Here is a 16,576-nt window from a genome sequence, read left to right as displayed (position 1 = left end):
TGACCGGTAGCAGCGCGTTTACCATGAGCAACCTTGACCTACCCTGAAAGTATGACAGGGCACGGAGACCCGCCGGATGGAACGCCCGACGGCGCCCCCGAAGGGCTCCCCGGCGGCGACGACGAATACCGTTCGATCGTTTTCGATGAATCGTTTGTTCGCGCTGCCCGACTCCAGGAGTTCTCGGCCCAGGAGCGCATGCGCGAGCGCGGCCACGCCGTGCGCAGCCTGCCGTCGCGGGTCGTCAGGAGCGGCCCCCGGCAGATCTTCACCCTGCTCGTCCTGATCTCGCTGGCCTTCGGCACCGCGATCTATCTGGGTGTCCGCCACCCCTACCGGGCCACCGGCTCGGGCAACCGCGCCATCAGCCAGCTCCGGATGACGGTGGTCCCGCTCGCACCGCGCAGGACCGTCCCCGGCGGCACCCCGGCGGATCTCCTCGCGCACAGCCCCGCAGCCCAGTTCCGCCCCGGCGCCTCCGGCATCACGCTGCCCGACGTACGGCGCACGACGCACTACTCGGCGAGCCAGATCGTGGCGGCGCTGACGACAGCCAAGGACTTTCTCGTGGCGTCGTCGCTCGACCCCGACGTGCTCACCGGGCAGTCCGTGCGGCCGGTGCGGGTGCTGCTCGACCCGGACCAGACGGCCCAGTTCGACCAGAGCATCGCCTCACCCGCCAACGACGGTCTGCACGCGGCGCTCGGCTGGCTCGTACGGTTCGACGCGGCCAAGGTCGTGCCGACGGCCGCCCCGATCCGGGTCCAAGGCACGCTCCAGTACGCCGAGACACCGGACCAGCGGCTCCAGGTGACGTCCAACCACACCTTCGTCTACGCGCTGCGTCCGGTGGCACCGGCGAGCGCCGTCGCGCCGGACACCGCAGTGCCGGACGCCTCGCTCTTCACCGTCCGCCGCGAACTGCACTTCGGCTTCGACTCGGAGGACCTGCAGAAGCACCGTACGGAACTGCTGCTCAGCGAGGTCCAGGCAGGGCCGCAGTCCTGTGCGGCCGCCGTGCCGAGCAGGATGACGCCGCTGCTCGCCGGCGATCCCGCGCCCACCGCGCCCGCCGCCGGTACCGACCCGTACGCGACAGGCGCGATGAACGCGTCCCTGTGCGGCGTACTGGCCCCGGCGGCGGAGCCGAGCCCGGCGGCCTCCTGAGCGCCCCGGGCCGGGGAGCGCCCCGGGCCGGGGCGCCGTCCGTGAGCGGTGTTACGCGGTGCCTTCGGCACCCTCCGCGCCGTCCGCCTTCGGCCCGTCCGTCTTCGTGCCGGGCCCGCTGCCGTTGCCACCGGTGAACCGGCCGCGCAGCTTGCCGCCCAGATCCCCCGCGCCGCCCGCGATGTCACCGACCAGCTTCATCAGCGGGTCCTTGCTGTCGCGCACCGTGCCCGCGTAATGCGCGGCCGAGTCGCGGAACGAGTCGGTGACCGACGCTTCCTTGTCCTCGTCGCGGCGCGGGTAGTGGCCGTCCATGATCCGCTGGTAGTCGCGGCTCTCCGCCCACTTCTTCAGCTCGGCGGCGCGCACCGTGGTGAACGGGTGCGAGCGGGGCAGCACGTTGAGGATCTTCAGCACGGAGTCCCGGAGGTCGCCGCCGCGCTCGTACTCCTCGGCCTGCGCCAGGAACGCGTCCACATTCATCTCATGCAGATGGTTGCCGCCCGCGATCTTCATCAGCCCCCGCATCGAGGCCCGCAGGTCCTGGCCGACCAGCAGCCCGGCCCGGTCGGCCGACAGCTCCGACTTGCGGAACCACTCGCGCAGCGCCGTCACGATCGCCATGATCGCGACATTGCCGAGCGGGATCCAGGCGACCTTGAGCGCGAGCCCGGTGAGGAAGAGCAGGATCGTGCGGTACACAGAATGGCCGGAAAGCGCATGGCCCGTCTCATGGCCGATGACCGCCCGCATCTCCTCCTCGTCCAGCAGCTCGACGAGCCCCGTCGTCAGCACGATGATCGGCTCGTCGAGACCGATGCACATCGCGTTGGGCTTCGGGTCCTGCGCCACGTACATCACCGGGACCTTCTCCAGGTCCAGGATGTAGCTGGCGTCCCGCAGCATCGCGTGCAGATGCGCGAACTGCGCCTCGCTGACCCGTACGGAGTCGGAGAGGAACAGCAGCCGCAGACTGCGCTCGGGCAGCAGTCCGCTCAACGCCTTGAACACCGTGTCGAAACCGGTGAGCTTGCGCAGCGCGACCAGCGCCGAGCGGTCGGCGGGATGTTCGTAGGCCCGGGAGGAAATGCCGGGGAAGCGCTTGCGCTTGCGCATCGGCACGTTCTCGCGAGCTGCCTCGTGACCGTTCTCTGCCATGGAATGCCCCCTGTTTCTTACGAGGTTTCTTACGAGCCGTGTGTACGGCTCCGACGCCCGTCCCCCTGCCGGATCCCACCCTAGGTGCTGGGACTACCGTGTGGCGGGGGGCTGAAAAAGACCGAGGAGCACACCCGACATGCCGGAAACCGCCGTACTGCTGGCCGCCGCCGCATCGGACAGCCATGGTCCTGGCGATACGCTGCGGATCGTGCTGCTCGTCTCCATGGTCGGGGCAGTCCTGCTCGCGTGGTTCCTGCTGCGCGGATACCGCGACAAGGACACCGACAAGGACCCCAACGACTGAGTCGGCACAAGCGTGCCCGGGGCGCCCGCATACGATGTGCGCGAAGCCCCCGACCGACCCCTGACGAAAAGGTCCTGTTGAAGATGAGCCTCACCGGCACCGCAGCCAACCTGGTCACTCTCGCCGAGGGAGAGCACGGCGGCAACCACGAAAGCCTCAGCCCGTATCTCACCGGCGGAGGCGCGCTGTTCGCGCTGCTCCTCCTGCTGTGGGTCACCACCCGCTTCAACCGCGACCGCTGAGGCCGGGTCGAACCTCCGTGCCAGTAGGCTCTGCACGCATGGGAGAGCAGCAACCGCCCGCCGACCCGGGTTCCGCTTCTGATTCCGGTTCCGCCGCCGGCTCCGGCCGGGGCAGGCGCCGACTCGGCGTCATGGGCGGCACGTTCGATCCGATCCATCACGGACACCTGGTGGCGGCCAGTGAAGTGGCCGCCCTGTTCCACCTCGACGAGGTGATGTTCGTACCGACCGGCCAGCCGTGGCAGAAGAGCAAGAACGCGGTCTCGCCGGCCGAGGACCGCTACCTGATGACGGTGATCGCGACCGCCTCCAACCCGCAGTTCTCCGTCAGCCGTATCGACATCGACCGGGGCGGACCGACGTACACGATCGACACCCTGCGGGATCTGCGGTCCGCCAACGACGAGGCGGACCTGTTCTTCATCACCGGCGCCGACGCGCTGTCGCAGATCCTCACCTGGCGGGACCACGAAGAGCTGTTCTCGCTCTCCCACTTCATCGGGGTGACCCGGCCGGGCCACGACCTGACCGACGACGGGCTGCCCAAGGGCGGTGTCTCCCTGGTGGAGGTGCCGGCGCTGGCGATCTCGTCGACCGACTGCCGGGGGCGGGTCGCGAAGGGCGATCCTGTCTGGTATCTGGTTCCGGACGGTGTGGTGCGCTACATCGACAAGCGCCAGTTGTACCGCGGCGAGTGAGCCACGGAGAGGGGCACCGGTGAACGACCAGCAGCAGCCGTACGACCCGTACGACCCGTATTACGGACAGCCCCGGATCGTCGGGTACGACGAGTACGGGCAGGCTGTGTACGAACAGCCACAGCAGCCCCAGCAGCAGTACGACGCCTACGGGCAGCCGGTGTACCAGCAGCAGCAGCACACGCAGCAGCACGGCCAGCAGCCGCAGGCTCCGCAGCAGTACGACCCGTACGCCCAGCAGCAACAGCAGCCGCAGCCGCAGCAGCAGGGGTACGGCGGCTACGGCTACGACACGGGCCAGCAGCCGGCGGCGGTCGACACCACGCAGCAGTGGGACATCCCCCAGCAGCAGCAACAGTCCCAGCAACAGTCCCAGCAACAGTCCCAGCAACAGTCCCAGCAACAGCCGCAGCAGCAACAGCCGCAGCAACGGCAGGCGCCCGCTCCCGAAGAGCCGCAGCCGCCCGCCGCCGTCCCCGGACAGCGCAGGCCCGACCAGGACCGCGACTACCGGACCGAGCAGTTCTCGTTCATCGAGGAGCCCGACGAGGACTCCGAGGACGTCATCGACTGGCTCAAGTTCAGCGAGAGCCGCTCCGAGCGGCGCGAGGAGGTCAAGCGCCGCGGCCGCAACCGCGTCGTCGCGCTCGTCGTCGCCGTCGTCCTGGTGGTCGCCGGCGGTGTCGGCTACCTCTGGTACGCGGGCAAGCTGCCGGGCGTCGACGCGCCGGACAAGAAGGCGAACGTGGCCGTGGGCGCGCAGAAGCGCGACGTGATCGTCGTCCATCTGCACAACACGAAGGACAAGGCCACGTCGACGGCCCTGCTGGTCAACAACACCACGACCGGCCAGGGCACCACCGTGCTGCTGCCGAACTCCCTCGCCGTCGCCAACGACGACGGTACGAGCACCACGCTCGCCAAGTCCGTGGACGACGACGGCTCCGACGGTACCCGCGAGGCCATCGGCACGCTGCTCGGCACGAAGGTCACCGGCACCTGGCGGCTCGACACCCCGTACCTGGACAACCTCGTCGAACTCGTCGGCAACATCGACATGACGACCGACGTGACCGTGCCCGGCGCCAAGAAGGGCGACTCGCCGCTGGTCACGAAGGGCGAGAACCGCACGCTCAGCGGTGCGACGGCCGTCGCCTACGCCACGTACCGGGCGCCGGGCGAGACCGAGGACAAGCAGTTGCAGCGCTTCGGGCAGGTGCTCCAGGCCGTGCTGCGCAAGATGTCCGACGATCCGCACGCGGCCACCATCACCGTGCAGACCCTGGCGCAGATCCTCGACCCGTCCATGACGGAGGCGGATCTGGGCGCGTCGCTGGCCAAGCTCGCCAAGCACGCCAAGGAAGGCGACTACAAGACGACGGTGCTGCCGGTCCAGCCGGACGGCACCCTCAGCGAGCAGGCGTCCAAGGGTGTGGTGAAGGACATCCTCGGCGGCACGGTCAGCGCTCCCGAGCAGGGCTCGGCCCTGCGGATCGGGGTGAAGAACGCCACGGGGAAGCAGGCGGCCGTGGACTCGGCACGGATCGCGCTGATCAACGCGGGCTACGGCTACGTGGACGCCGGCAAGGGCAGCGCGGTGACGTCGTCGCAGGTCACGTACGGCGACGAGAAGAACAAGGCGCAGGCGGTCGAGGCCGCCAAGACGCTCGGACTGCCGACGAGCGCGGTCAAGAAGGGCACAGCGGTGCCCACGGCTGACGTCTCGATCGTCCTCGGCACGGACTACAAGGCCCCGCAGGCCGAGTAGCCCCCGTACCGCTCGACGACAGCCGCGGCGGGGCCCTGACCGGGCCCGCCGCGGTTTTGTTGTGCGGGCCGTCGGCGGTCCGTGAGATCCTGGGGTTTTCCACGACCGTCGACGAAAGCCTGCTTGTGACCGCTACTGATCGCTCCATCGAGCTCGTCAACGCCGCCGCCCAGGCGGCGGCCGACCGGCTCGGCAACGACATCATCGCGTACGACGTCAGCGATGTGCTCTCCATCACCGATGCCTTCCTGCTCGCCTCCGCGCCCAACGACCGCCAGGTCAAGTCGATCGTGGACGAGATCGAGGAGCGGCTCCAGAAGGAGCTGGGCGCCAAGCCGGTGCGCCGCGAGGGCGACCGGGACGCGCGCTGGATCCTCCTCGACTACGTCGACATCGTCGTGCACGTCCAGCACAGCGAGGAGCGTGTCTTCTACGCCCTTGAGCGGCTGTGGAAGGACTGCCCCGAGATCGCGCTGCCCGAGGACGCCGTCAAGACCCGCGGCAAGGACCAGCAGCAGGCAGGACAGGAGCCCGCGGGGGTCGCGGGTGACGCGGACGGAGACCTGAGCTGAACGGCAGCGGGAGCGGCAAGGGCCGCAAGATCGTCCTGTGGCGGCACGGCCAGACCGCCTGGAACGTCGAGGGCCGGTTCCAGGGCTCCACGGACATCGAGCTGACCGCCACCGGCGTCGCCCAGGCGCGCAGGGCCGCCCGGCTGCTGGCCTCGCTGAAGCCGGACGCGATCGTCGCCTCCGACCTTCGGCGGGCCTCGGCCACCGCTGCCGAGCTGGCGGCGCTCACCGGGCTCGGCGTCTCGTACGACGCCGGGCTCCGCGAGACGTACGCCGGGGCCTGGCAGGGGCTGACCCACCAGGAGATCCTGGCCGGCTACGGCGAGCAGTACACCGCCTGGAAGCGCGGCGAGTCCGTGCGGCGCGGCGGCGGCGAGCTGGAGACCGAGGTGGCCGACCGGGCGGCGCCCGTCGTGCTCCGGCACGCCGAGAAGCTGCCCGACGGCGGCACGCTCGTCGTGGTGAGCCACGGCGGCGCGATCCGCACCACGATCGGCCGGCTGCTCGGTCTCGAGTCGCACCACTGGGAGGGGTTGGGCGGGCTGTCCAACTGCTGCTGGTCCGTGCTCGGCGAGGGCGCGCGCGGCTGGCGGCTGCTGGAGCACAACGCCGGCACGCTGCCCGAACCGGTCCTCGGCGACGACGACTGACACGGCGGCCGAACGGTCGTCCGCACGGTTCTGGGCTGCGAAGGGACCGGATTTCACTTTCCGGCTGGTCCCACGCTAAAGTTCTTCTTGTTCGCAGCGCGGAGCGCGAAGAACACGCGGGGCTATAGCTCAGTTGGTAGAGCGCCTGCATGGCATGCAGGAGGTCAGGAGTTCAATTCTCCTTAGCTCCACAACCCCGGTCCCGTCCTCTGTCTCAGAGGGCGGGATCCTGCGTTTCCCGCAAGGACCGCAGCACGGCCGCCCGCTCCTTGCTCTCCTCGTCGCTCGGTGTGTAGACCACGATCCGGCATTCCGGCATTCCGTTGACCGACAGCGAGACCGAGGTCATCCGTATCCGCCCCACCGCTTCGTGCCGGAACGTCTTCACCCTGGGGCCCGGCTGCGCCACGTTCCCACCGGTCCACAGCTCGGCGAAGTACGGGCTGGCTGCCGCGAGATCGGCGATGAAGGACTCCCAGACGGGCTCGCCCACATGCCGGCCGTACGCGCTGCGCAGCGTCGCCACCATCACCGGCAGCTCGGCCTCCGGATAGACCAGCGGGCAGGCGTCCGGCGACACGGTGAACAGGATCCACAGCACGTTGACCCTGCGGTACCGGCTCATCGTCCCGACGTCGAACAGGTCGCCGTACGCCGCGTTCGCCCCGATGAGGTCGTAGCGCGAGTTGTACACGACGGCGGGCAGCGGGTCGAGGGAGTCCAGGATGCCCTGGATCTCGGTGCTGATGCCGTCGGCGTCGGCCTGCGGATCGGGGGTGCGCGGCACCTCCGCCAGTTGGTAGAGATGCTCCCGCTCGGCGCCGTCCAGCCGCAGGGTGCGCGCGATGGCGTCCAGCACCTGCGCCGACGCGTTGATGGGGCGCCCCTGTTCCAGCCAGGTGTACCAGGTCACGCCGACCCCGGAGAGCTGCGCGACCTCCTCGCGCCGCAGCCCCGGCGTACGGCGGCGCAGCCCCGGCGCCATCCCCACGTCGGCCGGAGTCACCCGCGCCCGTCTGCTGCGCAGGAAGGCCGCCAGCTCGGTCCTGCGCCGTCTGCCCGTCGCCTGCCGCGTCTGCTCTAGCCGCTGCTGCTGGTCCACTGCCACTGCCGTCACACCCCCCATGCTCCGCCGCCCGGCCGGTCCTTGCCAGGTGCTGTCAGTACCAGCATCAGCGGGCTCTCGTTACCCGTATCCCTCCGGCCGCAGGCTCGGTTCCATGACGACCGCCACCCATCCAAGTAAAGCCCCCACCACTGACAGCGGCCCCGGCAGAGGCCCGCTGCTGGCTGTGGTGCTCGCCGCCCAGTTCATGGCGCTGCTCGACGTCTTCATCGTCAATGTGGCCGCCCCGACGATCCGCGTCGAACTCCACGCGTCCGGCGCCTCGTTGCAGCTCGTCATCGCGGGCTACACCATCGCGTACGCGGTCCTGCTGATCACCGGCGCCCGGCTCGGCGACCTGCTGGGCCACCGCCGGCTGTACCTCGGCGGCCTGCTCGTCTTCACCGCCGCCTCGCTCGCCTGCGGACTCGCCGCGAACACCGGCCAGTTGATCGGCTTCCGGCTGGTCCAGGGCGCGGGGGCGGCGCTGATGATCCCCCAGGTGCTCAGCCTGATCCAGCGCAACTTCACCGGCGAGGCGCGCGGCAAGGCGCTCGGCGCCTACGCCGCCGTGCTCTCCACCGGCGCCGCCGCCGGGCAGGTGCTCGGCGGGGTGCTCGTCACCGCCGACCTCTTCGGGGCGGGCTGGCGGCCGATCTTCCTGGTGAACGTGCCCGTCGGGATCGTCCTGCTGGCCGCGGGCGTGCGGGTGCTGCCCAAGGACCGAGCGGCGGAGCCCGAGCGCAGGCGCGCCCTCGACCTGCCAGGACTCGTCCTGCTCGGCGCGGCCGTCTCGCTGCTCACCGTGCCGCTCGTCCTCGGCCAGGAAGAGGACTGGCCGGTCTGGTCCTGGGTCTCCCTCGCCGCGTCCGTGGTCCTCTTCGGCTGCTTCCTCGGCTACGAGGCCCGGCTCGCCGCACGCGGCGGCGCCCCGCTCGTCGCGCCGCGGGTGCTCCGTATCCCCGGCATGGGCGTGGCCGCCGTACGGATCGGCCTGATGATGGCGGTCAACTCTGGCTTCCTCTTCGCCCTCACCCTCTACATCCAGGGCGCCCTCGGCTACAGCGCGCTGCGCGCCGGGCTGACCTTCGCGCCGACCGCACTGGTCTTCGGCGCGGTCGGGATGACCTGGCGCAACTGGCCCCGGCGGATGCAAAAGGCGCTTATCCCGGGCGGGTTCGTGCTGGCCGCTGTCTCCGCCGCGGCCGTCGGCCGGGTGCTGCGGGACATCGGCGACGGCGGATTCCCGATGTACGCCGCGTTCGTCGGGATGGGCGCGGGTCTCGCGCTCGGCTTCAGCCCGGCGCTGACCGGCGCGCTGGCGACCGTACGCCAGGAGGACGCGGCGGACGCCAGCGGACTGCTGGCGACCGTCACCCAACTCGGCCAGCTCCTGGGCGTCGCGGCGTTCGGCACCCTCTTCCTGAACCGCCTCGACGCACCCGGTCCCGACGCCGCAGCCGACGCCCTCTGGGCGACGACCCTGGCCCTCGCGGGCGCCGCGATCCTCGGCGCGCTGGCCGGTCTCGGACGACAGCGACGCGCGTAGCTGCGATTTCCGGCTGACCCCCTTGCCAGGCCGTGGCAGAATCGGACGGCCGGAGGGGGACGCCGGCGCGGTCAGGGAGGGAGTGCACGATGTCCGCGAGCAGCATCGAAGAGGCCGATGCCCTGCTCACCACGGCGGACGACCACTCCCGCCTCAGATGTCCTACGTGCGGTTCGTCCCATGTGGCCCAAGTGCTCGGCGACAACGGTGGAGTTTCTTACGTGTGCACGGCCTGCGGCCACATCTGGAGCTGATTGATGGGTGCCCACAGGCGTAAATGCGACTGGTGCGGCAGTGGTACGCCCATCGTCAGGGACATGGATCCCCTCAATCACGACTTTCAGTACTGGTGCGAGGAGTGCGCGCGGGCGCTGATCATAAAAGGTGACCCCATCGAGACCTACCGCGAATTGGAGGGCGAACCGATCTACGGCCGCCTCCTCGACGAGCACTGCACGCTCAAGCGGTTCTACTCGTTCGCCACGGCCTGACGGCACCGTGTAATGTTCTCGATGTCGCAAGGGGCTATAGCTCAGTTGGTAGAGCGCCTGCATGGCATGCAGGAGGTCAGGAGTTCAATTCTCCTTAGCTCCACCACCCACAGCGTCACAGAGAAGCGGGCCACCCGGATCGGGTGGCCCGCTTCTTGTTGTACTGCCGGGGTCGGCTAACCGCGGCCGGGGCCCAGGGCCTTGCGGCCGCCGGTCGCCGGGGGGAGGGCGGCGCGGGCCGGGCGGCGCTGGGGGGCCGGCTGTTCGATGCGCAGGGCCAGGGCCGGGCAGCGGCGTACGGCGCGCTGGGCGCGGCCCCGCAGATGCATGGGGACGTCGGCGTCGGCGAGGGCGGGGAAGCCGTCGGGGCCGAGCCGGATCAGCTCGGGGATGATGTCGGCGCACAGGCCGTGGCCCTGGCACAGCGTCCAGTCGACGGCGATCTTCTCGCCGCTCGGGATGGACTCCACCGCGTCCTGGTAGCCGGGGCCCGGCAGCGGGAGCACGCCGGTCGTCTCGCGTCCGCAGCCGCCGTCCAGGACGTGCGCGGCCAGGTCGTCGGTGAACGCCGAGAGCGTGGAGGCGAAGAACCGCGCCGAGCCGTCGGGGTGCTTGCACGCGCCGCGGCCCTTGACGGCCTGGGTGACCGCGCGCAGCGCCTCCAGGGCGGCCGGGCCGCCGCCGTTGATGACGTCGGACAGACCGCCCGCCGCGGCCGGCAGGCCGAGGCGGCAGGGGCCGCACTGTCCCGCGGTCTCGGCGGCCAGCCAGTTGGCCACGCGCAGCGCCTCGCCGAGCGGGCAGGTCTCGGGGCCGATCGGCAGGATCGCGCCCGCGCCCAGCGAACCGCCCACGGCGGCAAGGGAGTCGCGCGAGACGGCGGCGTCGTGCGCGGCGACCGCGTCGATCCAGTTGCCGTGGTAGCCGCCGGTCAGCACGCCCTGGGGGAGCGGCGGCGCGCCCGCCATCTGGAGGACGTACCGCAGCGGCACGCCCGTCGGGACCTCGATGACCAGCGGCCGGGCGACGGCGCCGGAGACCGTGAGCATGACCGTGCCGGGCTCGGACTCCAGGCCGGTGTGGGCGTACCGGCGGGCGCCGATCCTGGCCGCGACCGCGAGTTGGGCGAAGGTCTCGGCGTTGGACAGCAGTGTCGGGGCGCCGTTGACGCCCGACTCGGCGGCCCGCTCGCGCCGGCCCGCGGGCAGTGCGGGACCGCCGCCGATGGCGCGGATCACGGAGGACGCCTCGCCGGAGACCATGCGCTCGGGCGTACGGACGATCCGGGCCCTGAGCTGGCGCCCGCGCCGGTCGGTGAGTCCGCGCTCGGCGAGCGCGTCGCGCATCGACATCTCGGTCGAGTTGCGGGTCACGGCGATGATCAGGGTCCTGGCGCCCAGCGCCTCGGCCGCCAGCAGCGCGCCGTCGAGGATGAGGTGCGGCGCGCGGTTGAGCAGCACGGTGTCCTTGCGGCAGGCGGGTTCGCCCTCACTGCCGTTGATGACGACGACGGGGCGCACCCCGCGGCGTATCGAGGACTGGGCGACGGCCCGCAGCTTCGTGCCGAACGGGAAGCCCGCGCCGCCTCTGCCGCGCAGGGATATGTGCTCGGCGAGCTGGGCGAGGCGCTCGCCCGTCACCGGCTGGAGGGGGCCGTGCACCTTCAGATGCAGGGAGAGATCGAGCCGCTCGACCAGGTCGAAGCCCTGGGTGAGCTGGGGAAGGCCGACAACCCGGACTTCGGGGACATCGGGGAGCGGGACGTTCACGGTCGGTCTCCTGCGGGTGCGTTCCAGGGTTCCCCGGCCGGGGGCGGATACATCGGCCCCGGCGCCGGCTCGGGCGCCTCGGGCATCGGCCCGACGGGGGACGCCGGTGCCTGGCCGTTGTACGGGGGCAGCGAGCCCGTGTCGTACCCGGCGCTGATGCCCGGGTCGTACGGCGGGATCGAGCCCGTGTCGTACGGGGACGGCGCGCCGGGGCCGTACGGGGAGGTGCCTGAAGGATCGGAAGGGCCGGGGTACGGGGAGTACGGGGACGGAGGGGATGGTGCGAAGGACTGCCCCGGCGGCGCCGGGTGCGGTGCGGGCCAGGGGCCCTGCCTGCCGGAGTGGCCGTCCGAGAGGCTGGTGATGTCGGAGACACCGGAGATGACGGGCAGCTCCTCGGTCATGGGGATGCGCTCGGCGAGCGGTATCTCCCCGTTCGACGGCGAACCGTTCGACGGCGATCCGGTCGACGGCGATCCGCCGGCCCGGGAGGCCGCGTATCCGGCCGCCAGGCCCGTGCTCGTACCGGTGCTGGTACTGGTCCCGGTACCGGTACCGGCGCCGCTGCCCGCCAGAGGGGCGGGGAAGGGGTCCGTCAGCGGGTCGGGCAAGGGGGGTAGGGGCGGCAGCGGCTCGGGCCGCAGCGACTCGTACCCGTACTCGTACACCGGCTGGGCCGGTGCGGAGAGCTGCGGCGCGGTGAACCCCCTGCCGAGCGGGGAGCCCAGCGGCTGCGCCGACGACGCCCCCAGCGTCTGCGGGGAGGACGCGCCCAGCGACTGCGCCGCGGGTGCGGACGGCCGCTGGAACTGCCGCTCGTACTCGGATCCGCGCTCGGGCCCGCGCTGGGGCCCGCGCTCGTACGCGGACGATCCGGTGACCGTCGTGGCACCGGGCAGCGGCGACTCGGCCGGGTCGCGCCTGGCGGGCTCGGGCTCGGCGGGACCGCGGGTGCCGGCGAGTGCGAGGAGCCGCTGGGCGATGCGCCGCTGGACCGGCTTCGGCAGCAGCCGAAGGGAGACGGCGCCGCCCACCCCGAGGAGGGACAGGCAGTACAGGACGACGACGTAGGTCGCCGGGGCGCGACCCGCGTAGAGGCCGTGCATCAGGGCGAAGCACCAGGCCGGGTAGGCCAGCATGTGCATCGTGCGCCAGCGCCCGGCGAACCGCCCGGGGAGGGCGAACGCGCTGCGCATGGCGCCGGTCATGGCCGTGACAACCATCAGGATGGCGGCGAGCGAGCCGAGGCCGATGAGGCCGCCGGTGCCGGTCACGCCGAGGCCGAAGGGCACCACGGCGCCGATCAGCGCCACATGCCCGAGGTAGACCTTGACGGTGATGTGGAGCAGCAGGAACCCGAGCGAGGCCACTGCCGTCGCCCGGTGGACGCCCTGGGCGAGCAGCCGGTGGCGCGAGGACAGCAGGAAGCGGTCGGTGGCTATCAGGCCCCAGGCGACCGCGGAGGTCAGCGAGAGCAGGGAGAGCACGCCGCTGGTGAAGTCCAGCGCGGCGCGGAAGGCGTCGCCCGAGGCGATGGCCAGCAGCGGTACCAGTACCAGTGCGGCAACGGTCAGTCCGCCCCGGACCTGACGGCTCATGCCGCGCTCCGTGGGGAGTGACGAACTGTTCATACGATGAGGGTTCATGGGGGTCGACTCCGAATGGCTCGGGAAAGCGGTCCCGTTGCGGCATGCTAGGTCGCGCCTTTCCGGCCAGTACGCCATTTGCGGGTTTAACCCGGGGAACGTGAGCCAACCAACGTTGCGGTTGCCCCGTATAGCGCCGATACGCGGGGTAAGCGCGGCCCGTAAGCGAGTTGGGCGGCGGCCCGGCGGCGGGGTGGGCCGGGGGCGGTACGCGGTGATCCGTACCGCCCGGGGCCGCCGACCAGTCCTGTGCGGGCGGTCCGCGCCCTGCGGTAACCTGAAGCCATGTGTGCCGTACGCCTTCTGCTTAGCGAGCCGCGCTGACCAGTCCCACCGGATCTCGTACCGGGTGGAACCAGCGCGGCGCCCCTCCTGTGCGAGGGGCTTTTTCATTTGCTGAACGGCATCGCGGAAACCGCTGGCAGAGACGATCGATGGAGTTCGGACGATCATGAGTGAGACCACTTCGGCCGCCGCAGAGGCGGCAGCGCCCCACCGCTACACGGCCGCCATGGCCGCCGACATCGAGGCGCGCTGGCAGGACGTCTGGGATGCGGACGGCACGTACGAGGCGCCGAACCCGACCGGGGAGCTGGCGGGCGACCCCGCCCTGGTGGCCAGGCCCAAGAAGTTCATCATGGACATGTTCCCGTACCCGTCCGGTGTCGGCCTGCACGTCGGCCACCCGCTGGGCTACATCGCCACCGACGTCTTCGCCAGGCACCAGCGCATGACCGGCTACAACGTCCTGCACACGCTGGGCTTCGACGCCTTCGGCCTGCCCGCCGAGCAGCACGCCGTCGCCACCGGTACGCACCCCCGGGTGTCGACCGAGGCCGCCATGGAGAACATGAAGCGCCAGCTCCGCCGGCTGGGCCTGGGCCACGACAAGCGGCGGTCGGTCGCCACGATCGACCCCGACTTCTACCGGTGGACGCAGTGGATCTTCGTCCAGATCTTCAACTCCTGGTACGACAAGGACGCCGACAAGGCGCGCCCCATCGACGAGCTGGTCGCGCAGTTCGAGAGCGGACAGCGGGAGACCCCCGACGGCCGCCCCTGGAACGGGCTGACGGAGCGTGAGCGCGCCGACGTCCTGGGCGAGTACCGGCTGGCGTACGCCTCGGACGCGCCCGTCAACTGGGCGCCGGGCCTGGGCACCGTCCTGGCCAACGAGGAAGTGACCGCCGACGGCCGCTCCGAGCGCGGCAACTTCCCCGTGTTCAAGTCCAAGCTGCGTCAGTGGAACATGCGCATCACCGCCTACGCCGACCGGCTGCTGGACGACCTGGACGAGCTGGACTGGCCCGAGGCGATCAAGCTGCAGCAGCGCAACTGGATCGGGCGCAGCGAGGGCGCGCGCGTCGACTTCCCCGTCGTGGACGCGGCGGGCGGCACGGACGCCGTCACGGTCTTCACGACCCGTCAGGACACCCTGTTCGGGGCCACCTACATGGTGCTGGCGCCGGAGCACGAGCTGGTCGAGAAAATCGTGCCCGCCGCCTGGCCCGCCGACACGCACCAGGTGTGGACCGGCGGTCACGCCACGCCCGTGGACGCCGTCGACGCGTACCGCAAGCAGGCGGCGGCCAAGTCCGACGTCGAGCGGCAGGCCGAGGCCAAGGACAAGACCGGTGTCTTCACCGGCGCCTACGCGACCAACCCGGTCAGCGGCGAGCAGATCCCGGTCTTCATCGCCGACTACGTCCTGATGGGGTACGGCACGGGCGCGATCATGGCCGTCCCCGCGCACGACAGCCGGGACTTCGCCTTCGCGCGCGCCTTCGAACTGCCCGTGCGCTGCGTGGTCGAGCCGACCGACGGCCGGTCGACCGACGCGGGGGAGTGGGACGACGCGTTCGTCTCGTACGACGCCCGCATCGTCAACTCGACGGGCACCGACATCACCCTGGACGGTCTGGGTGTGGTCGAGGCCAAGGCGCGGATCACGGAGTGGCTGGCCGAGCGCGGTATCGGTGAGGGGACCGTCAACTTCCGGCTGCGCGACTGGCTGTTCAGCCGGCAGCGCTACTGGGGCGAGCCGTTCCCGATCGTCTACGACGAGGACGGCATCGCGCACTCGCTGCCCGAGTCGATGCTGCCCCTGGAACTGCCCGAAGTTGACGACTACTCGCCACGCACCTTCGACCCCGACGACGCGGACACCAAGCCCGAGACCCCGCTGTCGCGCAACGAGGACTGGGTCGACGTCGAGCTGGACCTGGGTCGCGGCGACGGCGTCAAGCGCTACCGCCGCGAGACCAACACCATGCCGAACTGGGCCGGTTCGTGCTGGTACGAGCTGCGCTACCTGGACCCGCACAACGACGAGAAGCTGGTCGACCCGGCCGTCGAGCAGTACTGGATGGGCCCGCGCGAGGGCATGCCGCACGGCGGCGTCGACCTGTACGTGGGCGGCCAGGAGCACGCCGTACTGCACCTGCTGTACGCGCGGTTCTGGTCGAAGGTGCTGTTCGACCTGGGGCACGTCTCGTCGGTCGAGCCGTTCCACAAGCTGTACAACCAGGGCATGATCCAGGCGTACGTCTACCGCGACGCCCGCGGTATCGCGGTGCCGGCCGCCGAGGTCGAGGAGCGGGACGGCAGCTACTGGTACGAGGGCCGGCAGGTCAGCCGGGTGCTGGGCAAGATGGGCAAGTCCCTGAAGAACGCGGTCACGCCCGACGAGATCTTCGCCGACTACGGCGCCGACACGCTGCGGCTGTACGAGATGGCGATGGGCCCCCTGGACGTCGCGCGGCCGTGGGACACCCGGGCCGTCGTCGGCCAGTACCGGCTGCTGCAGCGGCTGTGGCGCAATGTCGTCGACGAGGCGACGGGCGAGGTCAACGTCGCCGACACGGAGCCCGACGTGCCGACGCTGCGCGCGCTGCACAAGGCGATCGACGGGGTCTCGCACGACATGGCGGGGCTGCGCTTCAACACGGCCATCGCCAAGGTCACCGAGCTGAACAACCACCTGACGAAGACGCGGGGCCCGGTGCCGAGGTCCGTGGCCGAGCGGCTGGTGCTGCTGGTCGCGCCGCTGGCGCCGCACATCTCCGAGGAGCTGTGGCGCAAGCTGGGGCACACGGATTCGGTGGTCCACCACGACTATCCCGTGGCCGACCCGGCGTACGTCGTGGACGAGACGGTGATCTGCGTGGTGCAGATCAAGGGCAAGGTCAAGGCGCGGCTGGAGGTCTCCCCCGCGATCTCGGACGCGGAGCTGGAGACGCTGGCGCTGGGCCACGCGGACGTGGTGGCGGCGCTGGGCGGGGCGGATATCCGCAAGGTGGTCGTGCGGGCACCGAAGCTGGTCAACATCGTTACCGCGTAAGAGCCGTCCCGCAGGTATAGGGACGTCCCTTAGGGGCAGGTTGGGGGTTCGGATGGAACCCCCGGCCTGCCCCGTCCGTTTACGGTGGTAGGACGACACCGACTGCGGAGGGCC

14 protein-coding genes and 2 tRNA genes are annotated in these 16,576 nt (G+C 70.9%); 12 read left to right on the top strand and 4 right to left on the bottom strand.

The window, feature by feature from the left end; genetic code table 11:
* The first annotated feature begins 51 nt into the window (after positions 1-51).
* Positions 52-1,167, top strand: a complete 1,116-nt coding sequence (locus ACZ63I_RS14605; protein ID WP_469338674.1) for an SCO2583 family membrane protein — start codon at positions 52-54, stop codon at positions 1,165-1,167.
* 51 nt (positions 1,168-1,218) lie between these two features.
* Here the strand turns inward: ACZ63I_RS14605 and ACZ63I_RS14600 are convergent, their stop codons facing one another.
* Entirely contained in the window at positions 1,219-2,325 is a 1,107-nt protein-coding gene (locus ACZ63I_RS14600; protein ID WP_469338672.1) for a M48 family metallopeptidase, read from the bottom strand.
* A gap of 139 nt (positions 2,326-2,464) precedes the next feature.
* On the opposite strand from ACZ63I_RS14600, the gene ACZ63I_RS14595 reads away from it, so the two are divergent.
* From ACZ63I_RS14595 to ACZ63I_RS14565, 7 genes are all read left to right on the top strand, one after another.
* Entirely contained in the window at positions 2,465-2,632 is a 168-nt protein-coding gene (locus tag ACZ63I_RS14595; RefSeq protein ID WP_469338670.1) for a hypothetical protein, read from the top strand.
* Positions 2,633-2,715: 83 nt separating this feature from the next.
* Positions 2,716-2,874, top strand: coding sequence for a hypothetical protein (locus tag ACZ63I_RS14590; RefSeq protein WP_469338668.1), 159 nt, complete (start codon positions 2,716-2,718; stop codon positions 2,872-2,874).
* A gap of 38 nt (positions 2,875-2,912) precedes the next feature.
* Positions 2,913-3,572 (top strand): nicotinate-nucleotide adenylyltransferase, encoded by a 660-nt coding sequence (gene nadD / locus ACZ63I_RS14585; RefSeq protein ID WP_469338666.1) that lies wholly within the window; start codon positions 2,913-2,915, stop codon positions 3,570-3,572.
* 19 nt (positions 3,573-3,591) lie between these two features.
* Positions 3,592-5,340 carry an LCP family protein gene (locus ACZ63I_RS14580; RefSeq protein WP_469338664.1) on the top strand — a complete coding sequence of 583 codons (1,749 nt, stop codon included), beginning with the start codon at positions 3,592-3,594 and terminating at the stop codon, positions 5,338-5,340.
* Positions 5,341-5,465: 125 nt separating this feature from the next.
* Positions 5,466-5,912: a ribosome silencing factor gene (gene rsfS / locus ACZ63I_RS14575; protein WP_328581950.1), complete on the top strand. Its 447-nt coding sequence runs from the start codon at positions 5,466-5,468 to the stop codon at positions 5,910-5,912.
* Positions 5,909-6,562, top strand: a complete 654-nt coding sequence (locus tag ACZ63I_RS14570; protein WP_469339230.1) for a histidine phosphatase family protein — start codon at positions 5,909-5,911, stop codon at positions 6,560-6,562. The genes rsfS and ACZ63I_RS14570 overlap by 4 nt, the downstream gene beginning before the upstream one ends.
* A gap of 118 nt (positions 6,563-6,680) precedes the next feature.
* Positions 6,681-6,753, top strand: a tRNA-Ala gene (locus tag ACZ63I_RS14565).
* A gap of 23 nt (positions 6,754-6,776) precedes the next feature.
* Here ACZ63I_RS14565 and ACZ63I_RS14560 read toward each other — a convergent pair.
* On the bottom strand, positions 6,777-7,688 hold the full coding sequence (locus tag ACZ63I_RS14560; protein WP_469338662.1) for a helix-turn-helix transcriptional regulator: 912 nt from the start codon (positions 7,686-7,688) through the stop codon (positions 6,777-6,779).
* A 94-nt stretch (positions 7,689-7,782) separates the two neighbouring features.
* Here ACZ63I_RS14560 and ACZ63I_RS14555 point away from each other — a divergent pair, with 94 nt between their 5' ends.
* From ACZ63I_RS14555 to ACZ63I_RS14545, 3 genes are all read left to right on the top strand, one after another.
* Positions 7,783-9,216, top strand: coding sequence for an MFS transporter (locus ACZ63I_RS14555; RefSeq protein ID WP_469338660.1), 1,434 nt, complete (start codon positions 7,783-7,785; stop codon positions 9,214-9,216).
* A 257-nt stretch (positions 9,217-9,473) separates the two neighbouring features.
* The gene (locus ACZ63I_RS14550; RefSeq protein ID WP_041989882.1) at positions 9,474-9,707 is read left to right on the top strand and encodes a hypothetical protein; all 234 of its coding nucleotides are present in this window, start codon (positions 9,474-9,476) and stop codon (positions 9,705-9,707) included.
* 30 nt (positions 9,708-9,737) lie between these two features.
* Positions 9,738-9,813, top strand: a tRNA-Ala gene (locus ACZ63I_RS14545).
* 70 nt (positions 9,814-9,883) lie between these two features.
* On the opposite strand, the gene ACZ63I_RS14540 is transcribed toward ACZ63I_RS14545, so the two are convergent.
* The gene (locus ACZ63I_RS14540) at positions 9,884-11,476 is read right to left on the bottom strand and encodes a ferredoxin (RefSeq protein WP_469338658.1); all 1,593 of its coding nucleotides are present in this window, start codon (positions 11,474-11,476) and stop codon (positions 9,884-9,886) included.
* A complete protein-coding gene (locus ACZ63I_RS14535) occupies positions 11,473-13,074 on the bottom strand; it encodes a hypothetical protein (RefSeq protein WP_469338656.1) in 1,602 nt (533 codons plus the stop codon). Before ACZ63I_RS14535 ends, ACZ63I_RS14540 begins: the two co-directional genes overlap by 4 nt.
* A gap of 499 nt (positions 13,075-13,573) precedes the next feature.
* On the opposite strand from ACZ63I_RS14535, the gene leuS reads away from it, so the two are divergent.
* Positions 13,574-16,462, top strand: coding sequence for a leucine--tRNA ligase (gene leuS, locus ACZ63I_RS14530; RefSeq protein ID WP_469338654.1), 2,889 nt, complete (start codon positions 13,574-13,576; stop codon positions 16,460-16,462).
* The last annotated feature ends 114 nt before the right edge of the window (positions 16,463-16,576 follow it).

Source organism: Streptomyces sp. NPDC087906, assembly GCF_055584925.1.
This window is presented reverse-complemented; position numbering and strand designations above follow the sequence as displayed.